Raw genomic sequence first — 16,484 nt, 5'->3', positions numbered from 1 at the left:
AAGAGTAACAAATGAAGACTATTAAAGGACCAGCTGTATTTCTAGCTCAGTTCATGGACGATAAGGAACCATTCAATTCTTTGGATGGATTATGTGAATGGGCTTCAAATTTAGGCTACAAAGGCATACAGATCCCAACCTGGGAGACCAGGCTTATCGATTTGGAAAAAGCTGCAGAAAGCAAAACCTACTGTGAGGAACTTAAAGGAAAGGTTGAATCTTACGGTTTAGAAATTACCGAACTAAGTTCCCATCTTCAGGGGCAATTGGTCGCGGTTCATCCGGCTTATGATATTATGTTCGATAATTTCGCGCCAGACGAATATAAAAACAATCCTGAAAAACGTACCAACTGGGCGATAGACCAACTTAAATTTGCCGCAAAAGCAAGTAGAAACCTGGGATTGGACGTACACGGCACCTTTAGTGGCGCATTATTGTGGCATACTGCACATCCATGGCCTCAACGTCCAGAGGGTCTTCTGGAATTAGGCTTTAGTGAACTTGCTAAACGATGGTTGCCTATCTTAAATGAATTTGACGAGCAGGGTGTGGATGTTTGTTATGAAATTCATCCCGGTGAAGACTTGCATGATGGGGTTACTTTTGAACGGTTTCTAGAAGCCACGAACAATCATAAAAGGGTGAATATACTTTACGATCCCAGTCATTTTGTATTGCAACAGCTAGATTATATTGAGTATATAGACCATTACCATGATTATATCAAAATGTTTCATGTAAAGGACGCTGAATTTAATCCAACTGGAAAAAAAGGAATGTTTGGTGGATATGGTGACTGGAAAGATCGGGCGGGTAGGTATCGCCATCCCGGAGACGGACAGGTAGATTTTAAAACCATATTTTCAAAATTAACGGAATACGGCTGCGATGTCTGGGCGGTTTTGGAATGGGAATGCTGTATTAAATCTCCAGATCAGGGGGCTAAAGAAGGATCTCCATTTATACAGAAACATATTATTGAAGCCACCCAGAAGAGATTTGACGATTTCTCAGGATCTGATATAGACAAAAATAAACTAAAACGAATTTTAGGAATTTAAACCAATCAACAATGAAGAGATTATTATTAATAGGATGTTCTGTACTGGCGCTAACTGCCTGTAAAAATGAAAAAAAGGAATCTGAGGAAACTAAAGTTGCTGAAAATACTGAAATGGAAAATTCAGAAGAAAAACAAGGAGAATGGCAGGAGCTTTTCAATGGTAAAAACCTGGAAGGATGGAAGGCATTTAATAGTGATTCCATTTCTAATCAATGGCAAGTGCAAGATGGAGCCATTGCTTTTAAACCTTCAGAAGGAGAAAGAAAAGGAACAGAGAATTTGATCACTAAAGAAGAATTTGAAAATTTTGAATTATCCCTGGAGTGGAAAATTTCAGAAGGTGGAAATAGCGGAATTATGTGGGCTGTCCAGGAAAGTGAAAAATATAATGAACCTTATTTAACAGGTCCGGAGATTCAGGTACTCGATAACGAGAAACACCCTGATGCGAAAAATGGCCTTAACCGAACTGCAGGAGCTTTATATGATATGGTGCCCCCTTCAGAAGATGCCACCAAACCTGCAGGAGAGTGGAACAAAGAAGTTATTCATATAGATCATCAGGAGAATATTGGTTGGGTAAAACTGAATGGCGTAAAAGTGACAGAATTTCCTGTGCATGGAGACGAATGGAAGAAAATGGTGAGCAAATCAAAATTCAGCGAATGGGAAGGTTTTGGCGCCAGTAGGAAAGGACATATTGCTTTGCAGGATCATAGCGACCCGGTATGGTACAGGAATATAAAAATTAAACAATTATAATTTCAGTTTCCTAAAAGAGGTTTTCTAGAAGTTCTTAGTTCGTCAGGTTGAACTTGTTTCAGCATCAAATTATTTGTGTATATCAATAATTTCAAAAGACGTTTTTAAGCTTTTTAGAAAGCCTCTTTTTATTGACTTATATTAGCCACTATCTGAAACATAAAAATTAATTATATGCAAAAGTTAGAGGTAAGTTTTAAAAACTCCAGTTCCAAAGTGCTCAAAGGAGTACTGGAATTACCCACCAATAAAAAACCCAAAAACTTCGTACTTTTTGCCCATTGTTTTACCTGCAACAAAAATTTTCATGCCCCTTCCAAAATAGGTAAAAGCCTGGCCTCTAAAGGCTACGGACTTTTACGCTTTGATTTTACAGGACTTGGGGATAGCGAAGGTGATTTTGAAGACACCAATTTCTCCAGTAATGTAGAGGATCTAATAGCCGCAGCTGAGTTTTTGAAAAAGGAGTATGTTGCTCCTACAATGATCGTTGGGCATTCTCTTGGTGGAGCCGCTGCCCTATTTGCATCCAAACAAATTGATTCCATCAAATGTATCGTCACCATTAATGCGCCGTCCAATTTGTCCCATGTTCAGAAGCATTTTGAAACCAGTGTAGACGAAATAGAACAGGCAGGATTTGCCAATATTAAAATTGGTGGTCGCAGCTTTAAAATAAAAAAACAATTCATTAAAGACCTCAAGTCTAACGAGGATGCTTCTGCATTAAAAGAGATAAAGAAATCACTTTTGATAATGCATTCTCCGCAAGATAAAATTGTTTCTATAAAACATGCAGAAGATCTATATAGAGCAGCCAGGCATCCTAAAAGTTTTGTTTCTCTGGATGGTTCAGATCATATGTTGAGCACAAAAGAAGATTCTGAATACGTGGGTTCTGTAATTTCAGCCTGGGCAGGAAAATATTTAAAAGAACCCAAAGCTCCGGAATTAGAAACCGATCACGAGGTTATGGCAAACCTGGGAGAAACGGGTTTTACTACTCAGATTATTGCCGGAAACCATCATTTTATTGCTGATGAACCTAAAAAAATGGGAGGAAGTGATCTCGGTCCTAATCCATATGAACTGGTATCCAGTGGACTTGCTGCCTGTACCTCTATGACCATACAAATGTATGCACGTAGAAAAAAATGGACGGTTGAGAATGTAGAAACCCATGTAAGTTATTCCAAAAAACATGCTACAGATTGTGCAGACTGTGAAAACAAAAAAGCTAAAATTGATAATTTCGAAAGGGAGATCTCTATAAAGGGAGATCTTGATAAAAAGCAGCTAAAAAGACTTATGGAAATAGCAGATAAATGTCCTGTTCATAAAACCCTTTCTGCACAGGCACAGATCACCTCCAAATTAACCGATTTATAGAGAAGATGATGCTTAACAATCCTTTGTTAAGCTATCCTTAAATCTTTGGTACTCCCTTTGAATAAATTTAATTTAGTTAATAATTAAATTTTAAACCAATCGAAATTATGAAACGTATCAGTTTATCTCTAATTCTTTGCGCAGGCCTGATTTTTACCGGCTGTAAGAATGAGAAAAAGGAAAATGAGAGGGATAACCAGTCAGAATCTAAAATGAATTCTGATATGGAAAACCAGAAAAAGAAGGAAGAAGCTAAGAAAGTAAAAGTTACGCTTCAATCGGTAAGCGATTCAGATCTAAGCGGAAATGTTGTTTTTACTGAAGAAGATGGAGAAGTATCTATGACCGCGGTTATTTCTGGTCTAGCTGAAGGTACTCATGCTATTCATATACATGAAAAAGGTGACTGCTCTGCACCCGATGGGAAATCTGCCGGCGGACATTGGAACCCTACAAATGAACAACATGGTGAATGGGGAAGCACTGATGGATATCACAAAGGAGACATTGGTAACTTTGAGGTAGATGCTAATGGAAATGGAACTGTTAATCTAAGCACAGATGAATGGTGTATTGGATGTGGTGACGCTAAAAAAGATATTTTAGGAAAAGCCGTGATTGTTCATGATGGAGTAGATGATTATACTTCTCAACCTTCCGGAGCTGCCGGAACACGTGTAGGTTGTGGGGTTATTCAAAAATAAATCAATTTATATTTTTTTATAAGAGCGGCTTTTGGGCCGCTTTTTTTATTTACTATTTAAAGTTATATTTATTTCCTCAAATAACATTTATGCAGCAAGACGGTTTAATCCTCGAATTACAAAATGGTAATCAGAGGGCCTTTGAAAGGATCTATGAATTATATTCTGAAAGTACCTACGGAATAATCTATAGTATTGTACATGATGAAAAAATCGCTGAAGAGATCCTTCAGGATGTTTTTCTGAAAATTTGGAATAATTCTTCCTCCTATAATTCTGACAAAGGAAGGTTTTTTACCTGGGTGCTTAATATTGCGCGAAATGCATCTATAGATCAAATACGATCCAAAAGCCATAAAAACTCGCGTAAAAACCTAACAACAGATAATTTCGTAGATATTTTGGAGAGCGGATCTAATTTCTCGGCGAAAGCAGATGCAATTGGTGTAAAAAAATATATAAATGTATTAAAGCCGATTTGCAAGAAATTAATAGACCTGTTATTCTTCAAAGGATTTACCCAAAAAGAAACTGCCGAAGAGCTTGATATGCCTTTAGGAACTGTAAAAACAAAGAACAGAGCCTGTATCAATAAACTTCGTGAAATGTTAGTAGAATAAAAAAATGGATATACAGGAATACATATCATCTGGAATACTTGAGCTGTACGTTTATGGTGCTTTAACAGAGGCTGAAAGCCGTGAAGTCACTAAAGTACTAAAGGAACATTCTGAAATTCGTAAAGAAGTTGAGGAAATTGAAGTAGCATTACAGAAATTATCTTCTGCTGTGGCTCCTACCTATAATGCTGAAGCCCTACTTGCCAGCATAAAACAAAAATTGAGCAATAAATCTGGATCTGGTGTAGTTCACATAGATCGCAAAAAAAGTACTCCCTGGGTTTCTTATATTGGATGGGCGGCCAGCCTGCTACTTTTAGTAGGGCTGTTTTTTCTATTAAATGATAATAACGAATTAAGGCAACAGCTAAATTCAGAAAAGGCGCGTTCGGCAAAAATGGAACAGCAAATTGCTGATGCAAGAGAAGATGCTGAAAAGACAGAAGAATTATTAGCTGTACTTAGAGATAAAGAAGTAACCAAAATTCCTTTACAGGGTCAAAATGTAGATCCGGGAGCTTTTGCAGCAGTATACTGGAACAAAAAAGAGAATACGGCATATATAGATGCTAAAGACTTACCTGAGCCTCCAAGAGGAAAGGTCTACCAGGTATGGTCATTAAAGCTCGATCCTTTAACTCCTACAAGCATTGGATTACTCGATGGATATACTATGGATGAGAATAAAATTTTCATGTTGGAAAATGCCAACGAATCTGAAGCATTTGGAATCACTTTGGAGCCTCAGGGTGGTAGTGAATCACCAACTATGGATCAATTATATGTACTGGGAGCCGTCGCTGCACCTTAAGAACATAGATTAAAATATTATAAACAATAAGCCCCGGAAATCCGGGGCTTATTTTTGTAAATACTTGAAGAATTCCAGGGGGAATTTGACCTCCAAGCATCTAACCAACCAAAAAAATCAAAAACTCAAATCAATATAATTCGACCAAAAATTATTCAAACAAATTTAGAGTTTATGTATTAAGATATACGGAAGAATATATAAGGTGGTTTTAAAAATGATTAATTTAACATTTAAGTATCAGTTGTTTAACCATGTTTTAAAGCCTTTAACCCTTTCCCTGCTTACAACAAGCTGAAATTCATTAAAATTTTCCAGCTTTATTTCCAACCTGGAATTGGTATAGGAAACAATATCGCTAATGGCACTGATATTCATTATGCATTTACGATTTATTCTATAGAATTTATCAGGATCCAGTTCTTCCTCAAGTTGTTCTAAAGAAACTTCTACCGGATAATTCCTGCCGGAATAGCAGTGCAGAAAAGTTGCCTTATTTTCCGAATAAAAACAGGTGATATCTGAAACGTCTACCAGTTTTAAATGCTGACCTACCTGCGCTGTGAACCGCGTTTTATAAGTTCTTTTTTCCGAAAGATTGAGTAAAGACCGTAGGTTATTAATATTTATATTTTCAGCAGACTGCTGAGTATTTTTAAACTTTTTAATTGCAGCTTTCAGTTCGTCTTCATCTATTGGCTTTAATAAATAATCTATACTGTTCAGCTTAAATGCCCTTAAGGCATATTCATCATAAGCAGTCGTAAAAATAATCGAGGAATCTGTTTTTACATGATCAAATATTTCGAAAGACAAACCATCACTTAACTGGATATCCAGAAATATTAGATCTGGGTGCTCATTATTCTTTAGCCATGCTATAGATTCTGCAACCGAATGTAGCATGGTTTGTACGTCTATATCAATTTTAGACAGCATTCGCTGCAATCTTCTCGCAGCAGGTTTTTCATCTTCAATAATTATAAGCTTTATCACGCCAGATTCTTTATTTTATAAAAATTATTTCCAGAGTTTCTTTTTATCTTTTTCCATCAATTCTTTTATTTTACGCTCCTCCCACTGCTTCCCGAAAATTAAAATTAGGTCCAAATACACTCGCCCAATGGGCGAAAACACCTATACCCCAAAAGAAGATTGTAGAATAGTTCGAGAGACGAGCTAACCCATTTATAAAACCTTCCTCTCGGGTCTGGAGCACAAATATTGCAATGTTGACGAAAAGGTAAACCGCAAAGTGGATGTAAAAACCTTTAATATCCTTTACCCTTTTTTGGGCTGCTTTATAACTGATGTCCTTTTTGTAGTTAGTTTCCATTACCTCCATGATTTTGTTTGTTGCTTATCTTTATCCATGATCTCCTGTATTTTTCGTTCTTCCCAGTCTGACCCATATCCGAATACGGAAAAACCGTGGATAGTGAGGCCTATTCCCCATCCAAAAAGAGGAAACCAAAACCACTGAAACTCCCAGTATGTATAGTAATTAACGAAAATTAGAAAAGGTATGACCACGCAATACGAAATAAGGTTGCCATAAAACTCTTTCATTTCCTTTACCTGTTGTTTTGCTTTGAAATAAGCATTTTCCTGACTATTATCTACTGATTCCATAATTGAAATTTGTTTGGTTAGTACAGGGAGTTTCACCCTGAAAACTTCCTCTGTTTGTTCTATTAACACTTTCCTATCTGTTACAACATGGTAGCGATTTATAATATTTTGAAGCCCCACTCCTTTACGGTCGCCTAATACCTCTTTTTTCTGAAAATCATTTTCGACTACCAGGTATCCTTCAGTTTCATAAATTTTAATCTTCAAGGGTTGAACTTCATTCACTATATTATGTTTGATAGTATTTTCTAGTAATAGCTGAAGGGAAAGCGGCACCACCTTAGCTTCTTCGTTCGAAAGATTTTCAGGTATTTCAAAATAAATACTATTCTCAAACCGCATCTTTAGCAGTTTCATATAAGTGCTGGCAAATTTTAATTCCTCTGTAAGGTTCACCAGATCCTTATCTTTCTGTTCCAAAACATACCGGTAAATTTTTGATAAACCTGTGGTAAATCCCTGTGCCTGTTCAGGATTTTCCTCTATTAGAGACGCCAGTACGTTTAAACTATTGAAAAGAAAATGAGGATCTAATTGATTCTTTAAGGCATCAAATTTGGCCGAGGCCGTTCCTGCAATGATCTTCTGCTCTTTCAGCCTCTTGTCCTGCAGTGCTTTATAGAAATAGACCAAGTGAAAGAACATAGATACTACAGCTGTAAATAGTAAGGGAAAGAAATAGTTCTTTATAGATTCATTACTCAGAAATTCTTTAATGGTTTTATCATTGATGATTGTTTCGTCTATCATTCTTACAAAGAAAAAACCGATTAGAGTTAAAACGATCGATCCGGCAGCCGCTCCAAAAACCCTTTTCAAACTTGCTCCCTCCCAGCCTATTTTCTCACTGAAATAATAAAAATAAAAACCATTAATACAGGTGAGAACAAAGGTGTACATAAAATACATTCCCCAAAGTTCAGGTTCCAAAAGTCTTTTCAAAGGCCTATCTGTGAAGGTGGTATCTATGAATACAACGATCAAACAAATAATCACCGTAATTCTCAATATTTTAAGGAATAATTTCATCAGCTTTGATTAGGCAGCAAAAATGTCATTTTACGGTTTAGAAATAAAATCTAAGATTCTGAATTGTAGAATTTCCATTCCGAATTGTCATTTTGGCAAATTTTGGCCTTTAGTTCTTAAAATTAAATATTCTTTAACATTTAATTGAATAACTTGAAAACAAATTCAAAAAATTAAATAATGACCATATTTGAAGCCTTAAGACAGGAACATGAAATACAGAGACACCTTATTGATAAATTAATTAAGACTGAAGGCAAAAGCGAAGACCGTAAAAAAATCTTTGAAAATTTAAAACATGAATTAAAGATCCATGAAGATGCAGAAGAGCGTCACTTCTATATTCCTTTAATGAAGAAAGACATGACGCAGGAAAAAGCTCGGCATAGTGTAGCCGAGCACCATGAAATGGATGAGCTTGTGGAACAAATGGAGGATACTAAAATGGATGCTTCTAACTGGCTAAAACTGGCAAAAGATCTGGAACATCAGTTAATTCACCATTTAGAGGAAGAAGAACACGAGGTGTTCCAGATGGCAGGGAAAGTCCTTACAGAAAATCAAAAAACAGATCTCGCCGATAGTTATAATAAAGAAATTCGTAAGAATAGATAACACTCATTTCCGGGCAAAGAAATTAGACCGCTTCGCTTTCAGATATAAGAAATTTAGACTTGAGATTAACTAATTGATAGAGAAGGTACTTTTGAAATTATGTTTTTTAAAGGATTCCCACATTCAGAAATTTGCAAAAGCAGGGTATGGATAGTAATAAAAAGCTTTGCCCTGTTGTAAATACTGGGTTCAGGTCTATTTTCTAAAGTTTTTATGGGACAACACTGAATAGATAACTCAAAAGCGGAATTTTAAAGTCTCTACGAACAAAGTGAGCTTACAGAGTGCTTCACTTTGTTCGCTATGGCAAAAAAGTTGCTTTTATAGACAGCTTAGTTTACACTTTATCCCTATCCATGCTCATCACATCCTCATGTCCCTTGTATGGACGAATAATTAATCGCGCTGCCTTATCAAAATTTATATAATTGTAGGTCCAGTTAAAGAAGGTTACGATACGATTTCTAAAACCAATTAAAAACCATAAATGAATAAACATCCATACAAACCAGGCAGAAAATCCTGAAAATTTCCATTTGTGAAGATCTACAACTGCCCTGTTTCTTCCCACAGTGGCCATCGTTCCTTTATCAAAATAGTCAAAAGCTTCCAGTTTCTCTCCTCTAATAAGATGTTTTAGATTTTTTGCTAAATGCTTGCCTTGTTGTATTGCAGGCTGGGCTACCATGGGATGTCCCTTTGGAAATTCTTCTGTTTGCATTAACGCGATATCTCCAATGGCAAAGATATTCTCATATCCGTTCACCTGGTTAAAGGCATTAACTTCATATCTATTTGCTTTTTCCACCATAGCAGAAGCATTCAAACCTTCTACGGGCGCTCCTGTGACTCCGGCAGACCAGATAAAAGTTTCTGTTTTTAGCGCAAGTTCGGTGTTTGTTTTAACCAAATGTCCGTCATAATTTTCCACCATGGTATTGAGGTGAATCTTCACACCAAGCTCTTCCAGCATTTCATGGGCTTTCTTAGAGGCATGTTCACTCATTGGTGGCAAAACCCGGTCTAAACCTTCCAAAAGATGAATATTCATTTCGTTAGGATCCAAATCTGGATAATCTTTGGGAACAATATGGTTTCGCAACTCTGCAATGGCACCACTCAATTCCACTCCTGTTGGCCCCGCACCCACTAAAACAAAGTTCAATAATGCTTTTCTTCGCTCTGGATCTTCGGTAATTGTAGCCTGTTCAAGGTTTTCAAGAATAAGACTCCTAATATTCAATGCCTGCGGAACGGTTTTCATCCACATTCCATGCTCTTCGATACTTTCATTTCCGAAGAAATTAGTTTTAGAGCCTGTCGCTATGACCAGATAATCATAAATAAGATCACCAATGCTGGTATGAACCGTATTCTTTTCTGCAGAAATAGATTTTACTTCAGCAAGGCGAAAAAAACACTTTTTACTGGATCGCGTAATCTTCCGAAGTGGATAGGCAATAGAATCAGGTTCAAGACCAGAAGTTGATACCTGATATAGTAATGGCTGAAAGGTATGATAGTTATGCCTGTCCAGCAGGACCATTTGCATATCTTCTTTTAATATTTTCCTGGCGAGTGCCATACCGGCGAAACCACCTCCTATAATTACTACTCTGGGTAAGTCAGTTTTTGGGATATTCATAAAATCGGCTGGTTTTACTCAAATTTACTATTTATAGAAGAGATGAAAGATGGATTAACTTTAAATTAAAGTTTTTTGTAACATAGCCTGTATTTTTACTACCTATCTATTGCCAACCAATTATTCGTGAACAAAGAATTAGAACATCAGTTTGTAACCAACCTGGAGAAAAACCAGAATATTGCGCACAAGATCTGCCGTATCTATACCAATGATAAAGATTCTCATAATGATCTTTTCCAGGAGATCACGATACAGTTATGGAAGGCCTATCCCAAATTCAGGGGAGATTCCAAATTTAGTACCTGGATGTACAGGGTTGCACTGAATACAGCGATCACCTTATACCGAAAGAAAAAGAGAAGCATTCCTACACAGGATTATGACAGCGTACATTTTAAGATTAAATCTGAAGAATATGATGATGAAGTGGAACAGCACCTTAAACTTATGTATGATGCCGTAAGGCAATTAAACGATATCGACAAAGCCCTTGTCTTTTTATATCTGGAAGATAAAAATTATGCTGAAATTTCCGATACCCTTGGAATCACTGAAGTAAATGCACGGGTAAAAATGAACAGGGTAAAAACCAAATTAAAGAACCTTATTAATCCTTGAGATATTATGGATGATTTAGATCTATTAAAAAAGGATTGGAAAAAGCAGGAGAAGAATCTGCCCCATCTTTCCTACGATGAACTTTATAAAATGATTTGGAAGCGATCTTCCTCGATCGTTAAATGGATTTTTGTAATTAGTATTATTGAATTTTTATTAGGCGTTGTACTAGGCATTTTTGTTATCGACGATGATTACTGGCAACAAATGGAGAAATTTAGCCTCACCGAGTTTACCATTATAACTTATGGGCTTAGCTATTTAATTACATTTTATTTTATATTCAGATTTTATAAGAATTACCAGCGTATTTCAACCACAGATAGTGCGCAGCTATTAATGAAAAATATTTTAAGAACAAGAAAAACGGTAAAGTACTATATATCCTTTATTTTGATTTCCAGTGGATTTTTATTTCTGGTAACTTTCTACATGATGATGCGCAACCATGCATTAACTGCAGAACCAACCACTAAAGACATGTCTTTCGATACTACTCAATGGTTTTTATTTATTGGTGGAACACTTTTGGTTCTTGCTGTTTTATTGGGAGCAATTTGGTTGATCTATAGAGTTGTATACGGAATACTCCTTAGAAGACTTCAAAAGAACTATAAAGAATTGAAAAAAATGGAGATGGAATAAGTGAGTTTATAGTCTAGAGTTTTAAGATGTTTGTTAAAATTCAAAATACCAGATTCGTACTTGAGATTTTATATTTCGTCCCTACTAATATCCAAAGCGGCGTTGTTCGTTTAAATCTTCCATGGCCTTTATTTCGTCGTTAGCGATCACCTTTAAAAAGGTAGGATGTTGCTCAATGGCATATTCCAGCTTTTCCACGATCTCTTCTATAGTCTCATTTTCGTAATCTATATCCAGGGGTTCTTTGATCTGAAAACTTTGCAGGATTCCTCGTTTTTTAATCCGGAGGCCTTTTTTATCAAAAGATCTTCTGAAACCATCAATAACAATGGGAATAACCACTGGCTTATGGTTTTTAATAATATGGGCTGTTCCTTTTCTAATTGGTTTAAAAGGCTTGGTTGTCCCCTGGGGAAATGTTATAACCCAACCATCCTTAAGGGCCATCCCTATATTTTCTGTATCATTGGGGTTTACTTCCCTCTTGACCTCCTGACCTTTTGCACGCCAGGTTCGTTCCACGGTTACTGCTCCGGCATAAGTCATGATCCTCGCCAGCAGGCCGGCTCTCATCGTTTCTTTAGCGGCGACATAATAGATATTCATTTTAGGTTGCCATATATAACCCACATTTTTAATGCTATCTACCCTACCGCTTAGGCTGGCATTAAAAACATGAAACATGGCCGTAACATCGGCAAAATAAGTTTGGTGATTAGATACAAAAAGAACATTGGTATCAGGGAGATTCTTAATGATTTCTGAACCTTCAATTTGAAGTTCATTAAAGCCCCTGTACCTTCTATGTGTAAGTATCCCAAAAATGCGTATCAACCACTTTTTCAAAATCAGATAATGCCCAAATGGATTCTTTTTAAATAATCCCATTGCTGATATACTTTTTAATTATCGGCCCTATACCCCGCTATTATTAAACCAGCGGCAAATATAAGAATTGGCCAAAGATTATATTTTCAATAATAATTCCCTTATTTCACTCAACATCATTCCCGTTGCACCCCAAACCACATGGCCGTTTAATTTATAAGCTGGAACTTCTATATTGTTTGCATAATAAGTACTCAAATTTTCGGTAATCATACTTTGATCATTTAAAAACTCACTCAATTTTACTTCCAGGATCGCTTCAACTTCGGTTTCCTGAGGTATCATTTTTGGCGTTTTATGAAGAATACCAAGATATGGCTGCACCCAAAAATTAGAAGGCGGAATATAGAGTTTGGTCAGTTTCTTTAAAACCTCGATGTCATTTCTATGAATCCCAACTTCCTCTTCAGTTTCCCTTAATGCGGTTTCTTCCAGGTCTTTATCTTCAACTTCTATTCTGCCACCAGGAAAACCAACCTGGTTGGAATGAACTCCCTTATAGGTCTTTCTTAGGATCAACACCAGCCTGGTTTGTTTATCTTCTCCTGGGTAGAAAATGGCCATCACGCCGGCTTGGGAAGGAGTTAGCTTAGACATATCCAGATTGTTCAATTCGTTAATCCGGATAAGCGGAGCTAGTTTTCTATGCGCATCTTCCCCGGGAAGCGCCATTTTTTTTAACTTTGGAATCCTATTTCTAAAAATTTCAAATTCCATGCTTAGAAATCTTTCTTTATTCTCAATTTTTTTAGTTCTCGTTTTCGCAAGTTGTGAAGATAAGGAAACTTCTTCAGAAAAAAATCAATCCAGGTCTGCAGAGCAATTGAAAACAAAGAGAAAAGAAGATTCTATCCAACGGGCAAGGGACAGTATTTTTGAATTGCGTAAGAAAGAACTCGCCCAGGAGGAAAAAAAGACAAAAATTGAAGAAAATCCAATGTTTCCTATTGTTCAGGAGGAGCTCATCCCTACCCTTACCGAATACGGAAAGAAGAACCGGGAAAACAGGATTAGGATCAAAACGAAATTTGGGAATATAGATGTACAGCTTTATATGGATACTCCCCTACATAGGGCAAATTTTATTATGCTGGTTAAAAATGACTATTTCAATAATACCTTTTTTCATCGGGTTGCTCCGGGATTCGTAATTCAGGGAGGAAATGCCGACAACCAGATCACTGCTAGCAGCCGTGGAGATGTTGGGAGTTATTTGATTCCAAGTGAGTTCGATGCAGGTCATAGCCATACTTACGGAGCTTTTTCAGCAGCAAAATATGCCGAACAAAATGTAAGCAAGGCTTCTTCTCCCTTTGAATTTTTTATCGTGATGGATAAAGGAGGTACACCTCATTTAAACAATGATCACACTGTTTTTGGCCGCGTGATAAGTGGAATGGAAGTGGCTGAAAAAATTGCCAGGGTGCAAACAGGCAATTCAGAATGGCCAATAGATAATGTAGAAATGGATATTGAGATCCTGGACTAATTACTGTCTCGTATAGTAATTATAATCCATGATAACCCGCTGAATAAATTCCATCGGTTTTTCCTCCAGTTTGACATCCATTAAATCTGAAACTTTTTTACTTAAGGCCAGGATAATATGATGTTGCCCCTCTACCCGCGCCTTATTAAACAGGTTCTTGATTTCCTGAATATCATGATCGCTCAAAACACTCACCTGTGAATATCTGGGCTGATAATTTTCAGGAAGATCTACCGCCAGGGTATTATGGATGCTGAGCCTTTCCTTTTCAGAGATAACCGTAGTTCCAGCTGCAAGATCGCCTAACCGCTGTCCTTTTCCATTTAGGAGTATACTTACAACGGCAACACCGCCGCTGGTAAGAGTTATATCAATAAAACGTAACAGCCACCGTACTAAATAATTAGAAAATTCGGGACGCGAACCGTCTTTTTTCACCACTCTTATTTGTAATACTGCCTTTCCCGGTGACCTGCCGTTCCAAAAAGTTTCCCATAGTAGAAAATATAAAAAAGGCGGCAACCCCAGTACCATATAGTACATTATTTCACTACCGCGATCCCCGCTTGTCCCGGTCATGATTAAGCCTGAAAATATCATATACATCACTATAATTGCCATATCTACAATGAATGCCAGTATCCTGTCCCCTATTCCCGCCACATTCTGTTCGATGCTGATATTTTGAGCGGTTTCAATTTGAAAATTATCCATTAAATATGTTACTTTGGGTTTTATTCAATAAAGATGCGCGAGGCTGCTTTTATCAGGCAAAATAAAGATAAATGGGTAAAGTACGAAAGCCTCCTGCGAAATAAAAGGAGCCTTTCTCCCGAACAACTTTCAGATATTTATATAGAACTAAGTGACGATCTTAGTTATTCCAAAACATTTTATCCTAAAAGCAATACCACCAGATATCTAAACGGATTAGCATCCGGGATACATCAAACGATCTATGGTTCCAAAAAAGAATCCGGTAACAGGTTTCTTACTTTTTTCACGAGAGAATTTCCGGCACAGTTTCATGAACATCAAAAGCTGCTTTTATTAAGTTTCCTGGTATTCGCTGTATTCAGCATCATCGGGGCATATAGTGCTGCGACAGATGCTGCTTTTGTTAGGTCTATCCTGGGAGACGCATATGTAAATATGACTTTGGAGAACATTGAAAACAGCGATCCTATGGCTGTCTATAAAAAAGCTTCTGAAACCGATATGTTCCTGGGGATCACCATCAATAACATAAGGGTGTCTCTTATGGCATTCTCCTTTGGAGTGCTCGCGGGTTTGGGAACTGTATTTCTCTTAATGCAGAATGCGGTCATGCTGGGAAGCTTTCAATATTTTTTCTATGATAAAGGATTGCTTTGGGAATCTGCCAGAACTATATGGATACATGGAACTATCGAAATTTCGGTTATTATTGTTGCAGGTTGTGCCGGGCTGGTGGTTGGAAAAAGCATTCTTTTTCCAGGTACTTTTTCCAGGCTGAAATCTTTTACCAGGGGAATTAAAGACGGATTAAAAATCGTGATTAGTACGATTCCGTTCTTTATAATTGCCGGTTTCCTGGAAGGTTTTGTAACCAGGATCACCAGCATGCCAGATTGGTTGGCTGTCATAATTATATCTACCTCTCTAGCATTAATTTTATTTTACTACGTTTACTACCCTTTACACCTATTAAAAAAATTAGATAAATGAACAAGGAATATATTGAATTTAAAAAGCAGCGCGAGCTGGGAGAAATCTTAAGTGTTATCTTTAAATTTATCAGGGAGAATTACAAACCGGCAGGAAAAATATTCCTTAAACTTGTGGGACCGGCTTTCATTCTTTTAATTGCTGCAGTATCTTATTATACATGGTCTACCCTGGGAGTTAGCTTTATCTCCAGCGGTGGTTTAAATACTTCAAATTTTCTAATTTCCGGCGGACTCCTTTTTCTCGCATATTTGCTTTATGTCACTTCTATGACGGGAACGGTATATCATATAATTCTTTCGTATATAAATAATAATGGGAAGATCATTGGTTCTGAAGTTTCTGCAGGGATGAAAAATGATTTTGGTAAAATCTTATTAACTACAGTGATTTCTTATATCCTTATTTTAGCCGGAACGATGCTTTTTATCATTCCGGGTATTTATGTAGCAATTCCGGTTAGCCTGGCTACAGCCATAGTTGTTTTCCGAAGGAACAGCGCTCTGGATAGTATCGCAGATTCATTTCAATTAATTAAGGACAATTGGTGGAACACCTTCGCAACACTCTTTTGTATAGGTTTGTTAGTATATTTTATAAGCCTTGTATTTCAATTACCCGCCATATTTTACTTTATGATCAGGACATTTATCTCTGCCAGTGAGGGTTCTGCATCTTCAAACGTCGAGGAAATGTTTGGGCCAGGTTATATTATCATCAATGCTATCACCTCCATTTTTCAATATCTTGTTTATAGCATCACTCCAATTGGAGCTGCCTTTGTTTATTTTAATCTGAACGAAAAACAGCATTTTACAGGCACTTACGAAACAATCCAGAATCTGGGAAATAATAAATAGT

Annotated in this window: 19 protein-coding genes; 12 read left to right on the top strand and 7 right to left on the bottom strand. The window is 36.9% G+C overall.

The window, feature by feature from the left end:
* The first annotated feature begins 11 nt into the window (after positions 1-11).
* The 6 genes from Q1K34_RS07015 to Q1K34_RS06990 all read left to right on the top strand — a co-directional run bounded on the left by Q1K34_RS07015 (position 12) and on the right by Q1K34_RS06990 (position 5,352).
* Positions 12-1,064, top strand: coding sequence for a sugar phosphate isomerase/epimerase (locus Q1K34_RS07015; protein WP_300436368.1), 1,053 nt, complete (start codon positions 12-14; stop codon positions 1,062-1,064).
* An 11-nt stretch (positions 1,065-1,075) separates the two neighbouring features.
* Entirely contained in the window at positions 1,076-1,828 is a 753-nt protein-coding gene (locus Q1K34_RS07010) for a DUF1080 domain-containing protein (protein WP_300436365.1), read from the top strand.
* Between the two features lie 174 nt (positions 1,829-2,002).
* Positions 2,003-3,217, top strand: coding sequence for a bifunctional alpha/beta hydrolase/OsmC family protein (locus Q1K34_RS07005; protein ID WP_300436362.1), 1,215 nt, complete (start codon positions 2,003-2,005; stop codon positions 3,215-3,217).
* Between the two features lie 107 nt (positions 3,218-3,324).
* Positions 3,325-3,921 (top strand): superoxide dismutase family protein, encoded by a 597-nt coding sequence (locus Q1K34_RS07000; protein ID WP_300436359.1) that lies wholly within the window; start codon positions 3,325-3,327, stop codon positions 3,919-3,921.
* Between the two features lie 89 nt (positions 3,922-4,010).
* Complete coding sequence (locus tag Q1K34_RS06995) at positions 4,011-4,541, top strand: sigma-70 family RNA polymerase sigma factor (protein WP_300436356.1); 531 nt, start codon at positions 4,011-4,013, stop codon at positions 4,539-4,541.
* 4 nt (positions 4,542-4,545) lie between these two features.
* A complete protein-coding gene (locus tag Q1K34_RS06990) occupies positions 4,546-5,352 on the top strand; it encodes an anti-sigma factor (RefSeq protein ID WP_300436353.1) in 807 nt (268 codons plus the stop codon).
* Positions 5,353-5,592: 240 nt separating this feature from the next.
* Here the strand turns inward: Q1K34_RS06990 and Q1K34_RS06985 are convergent, their stop codons facing one another.
* The 3 genes from Q1K34_RS06985 to Q1K34_RS06975 form a co-directional block, all read right to left on the bottom strand.
* Entirely contained in the window at positions 5,593-6,345 is a 753-nt protein-coding gene (locus tag Q1K34_RS06985) for a LytTR family DNA-binding domain-containing protein (RefSeq protein ID WP_300436504.1), read from the bottom strand.
* Between the two features lie 73 nt (positions 6,346-6,418).
* Positions 6,419-6,688, bottom strand: a complete 270-nt coding sequence (locus Q1K34_RS06980; RefSeq protein ID WP_300436350.1) for a 2TM domain-containing protein — start codon at positions 6,686-6,688, stop codon at positions 6,419-6,421.
* A complete protein-coding gene (locus Q1K34_RS06975) occupies positions 6,688-8,013 on the bottom strand; it encodes a 2TM domain-containing protein (RefSeq protein WP_300436347.1) in 1,326 nt (441 codons plus the stop codon). The genes Q1K34_RS06980 and Q1K34_RS06975 overlap by 1 nt, the downstream gene beginning before the upstream one ends.
* A gap of 180 nt (positions 8,014-8,193) precedes the next feature.
* Between Q1K34_RS06975 and Q1K34_RS06970 the strand changes: the two genes are divergently transcribed.
* Positions 8,194-8,628 (top strand): hemerythrin domain-containing protein, encoded by a 435-nt coding sequence (locus Q1K34_RS06970; protein ID WP_300436344.1) that lies wholly within the window; start codon positions 8,194-8,196, stop codon positions 8,626-8,628.
* 337 nt (positions 8,629-8,965) lie between these two features.
* On the opposite strand, the gene Q1K34_RS06965 is transcribed toward Q1K34_RS06970, so the two are convergent.
* Complete coding sequence (locus Q1K34_RS06965; protein WP_300436342.1) at positions 8,966-10,273, bottom strand: NAD(P)/FAD-dependent oxidoreductase; 1,308 nt, start codon at positions 10,271-10,273, stop codon at positions 8,966-8,968.
* Between the two features lie 126 nt (positions 10,274-10,399).
* Between Q1K34_RS06965 and Q1K34_RS06960 the strand changes: the two genes are divergently transcribed.
* On the top strand, positions 10,400-10,894 hold the full coding sequence (locus tag Q1K34_RS06960) for a sigma-70 family RNA polymerase sigma factor (protein WP_300436339.1): 495 nt from the start codon (positions 10,400-10,402) through the stop codon (positions 10,892-10,894).
* A gap of 6 nt (positions 10,895-10,900) precedes the next feature.
* Positions 10,901-11,539, top strand: coding sequence for a hypothetical protein (locus Q1K34_RS06955; protein WP_300436337.1), 639 nt, complete (start codon positions 10,901-10,903; stop codon positions 11,537-11,539).
* 84 nt (positions 11,540-11,623) lie between these two features.
* Here the strand turns inward: Q1K34_RS06955 and Q1K34_RS06950 are convergent, their stop codons facing one another.
* Together Q1K34_RS06950 and Q1K34_RS06945 are read right to left on the bottom strand one after the other, a co-directional pair.
* Complete coding sequence (locus Q1K34_RS06950; protein WP_300436336.1) at positions 11,624-12,427, bottom strand: lysophospholipid acyltransferase family protein; 804 nt, start codon at positions 12,425-12,427, stop codon at positions 11,624-11,626.
* Between the two features lie 78 nt (positions 12,428-12,505).
* Positions 12,506-13,144 (bottom strand): CoA pyrophosphatase, encoded by a 639-nt coding sequence (locus Q1K34_RS06945; RefSeq protein ID WP_300436333.1) that lies wholly within the window; start codon positions 13,142-13,144, stop codon positions 12,506-12,508.
* Between Q1K34_RS06945 and Q1K34_RS06940 the strand changes: the two genes are divergently transcribed.
* A complete protein-coding gene (locus Q1K34_RS06940; protein WP_300436330.1) occupies positions 13,143-13,916 on the top strand; it encodes a peptidylprolyl isomerase in 774 nt (257 codons plus the stop codon). The genes Q1K34_RS06945 and Q1K34_RS06940 overlap by 2 nt on opposite strands.
* On the opposite strand, the gene Q1K34_RS06935 is transcribed toward Q1K34_RS06940, so the two are convergent.
* Positions 13,917-14,630 (bottom strand): RDD family protein, encoded by a 714-nt coding sequence (locus Q1K34_RS06935; protein WP_300436327.1) that lies wholly within the window; start codon positions 14,628-14,630, stop codon positions 13,917-13,919.
* A gap of 33 nt (positions 14,631-14,663) precedes the next feature.
* Here Q1K34_RS06935 and Q1K34_RS06930 point away from each other — a divergent pair, with 33 nt between their 5' ends.
* Complete coding sequence (locus Q1K34_RS06930; protein WP_300436324.1) at positions 14,664-15,623, top strand: stage II sporulation protein M; 960 nt, start codon at positions 14,664-14,666, stop codon at positions 15,621-15,623.
* Positions 15,620-16,483 (top strand): hypothetical protein, encoded by an 864-nt coding sequence (locus tag Q1K34_RS06925; RefSeq protein ID WP_300436321.1) that lies wholly within the window; start codon positions 15,620-15,622, stop codon positions 16,481-16,483. Before Q1K34_RS06930 ends, Q1K34_RS06925 begins: the two co-directional genes overlap by 4 nt.
* Position 16,484 lies beyond the last annotated feature (1 nt).

This window comes from Christiangramia sp. (assembly GCF_029937855.1).
Lineage (GTDB): Bacteria > Bacteroidota > Bacteroidia > Flavobacteriales > Flavobacteriaceae > Christiangramia.
This window is presented reverse-complemented; position numbering and strand designations above follow the sequence as displayed.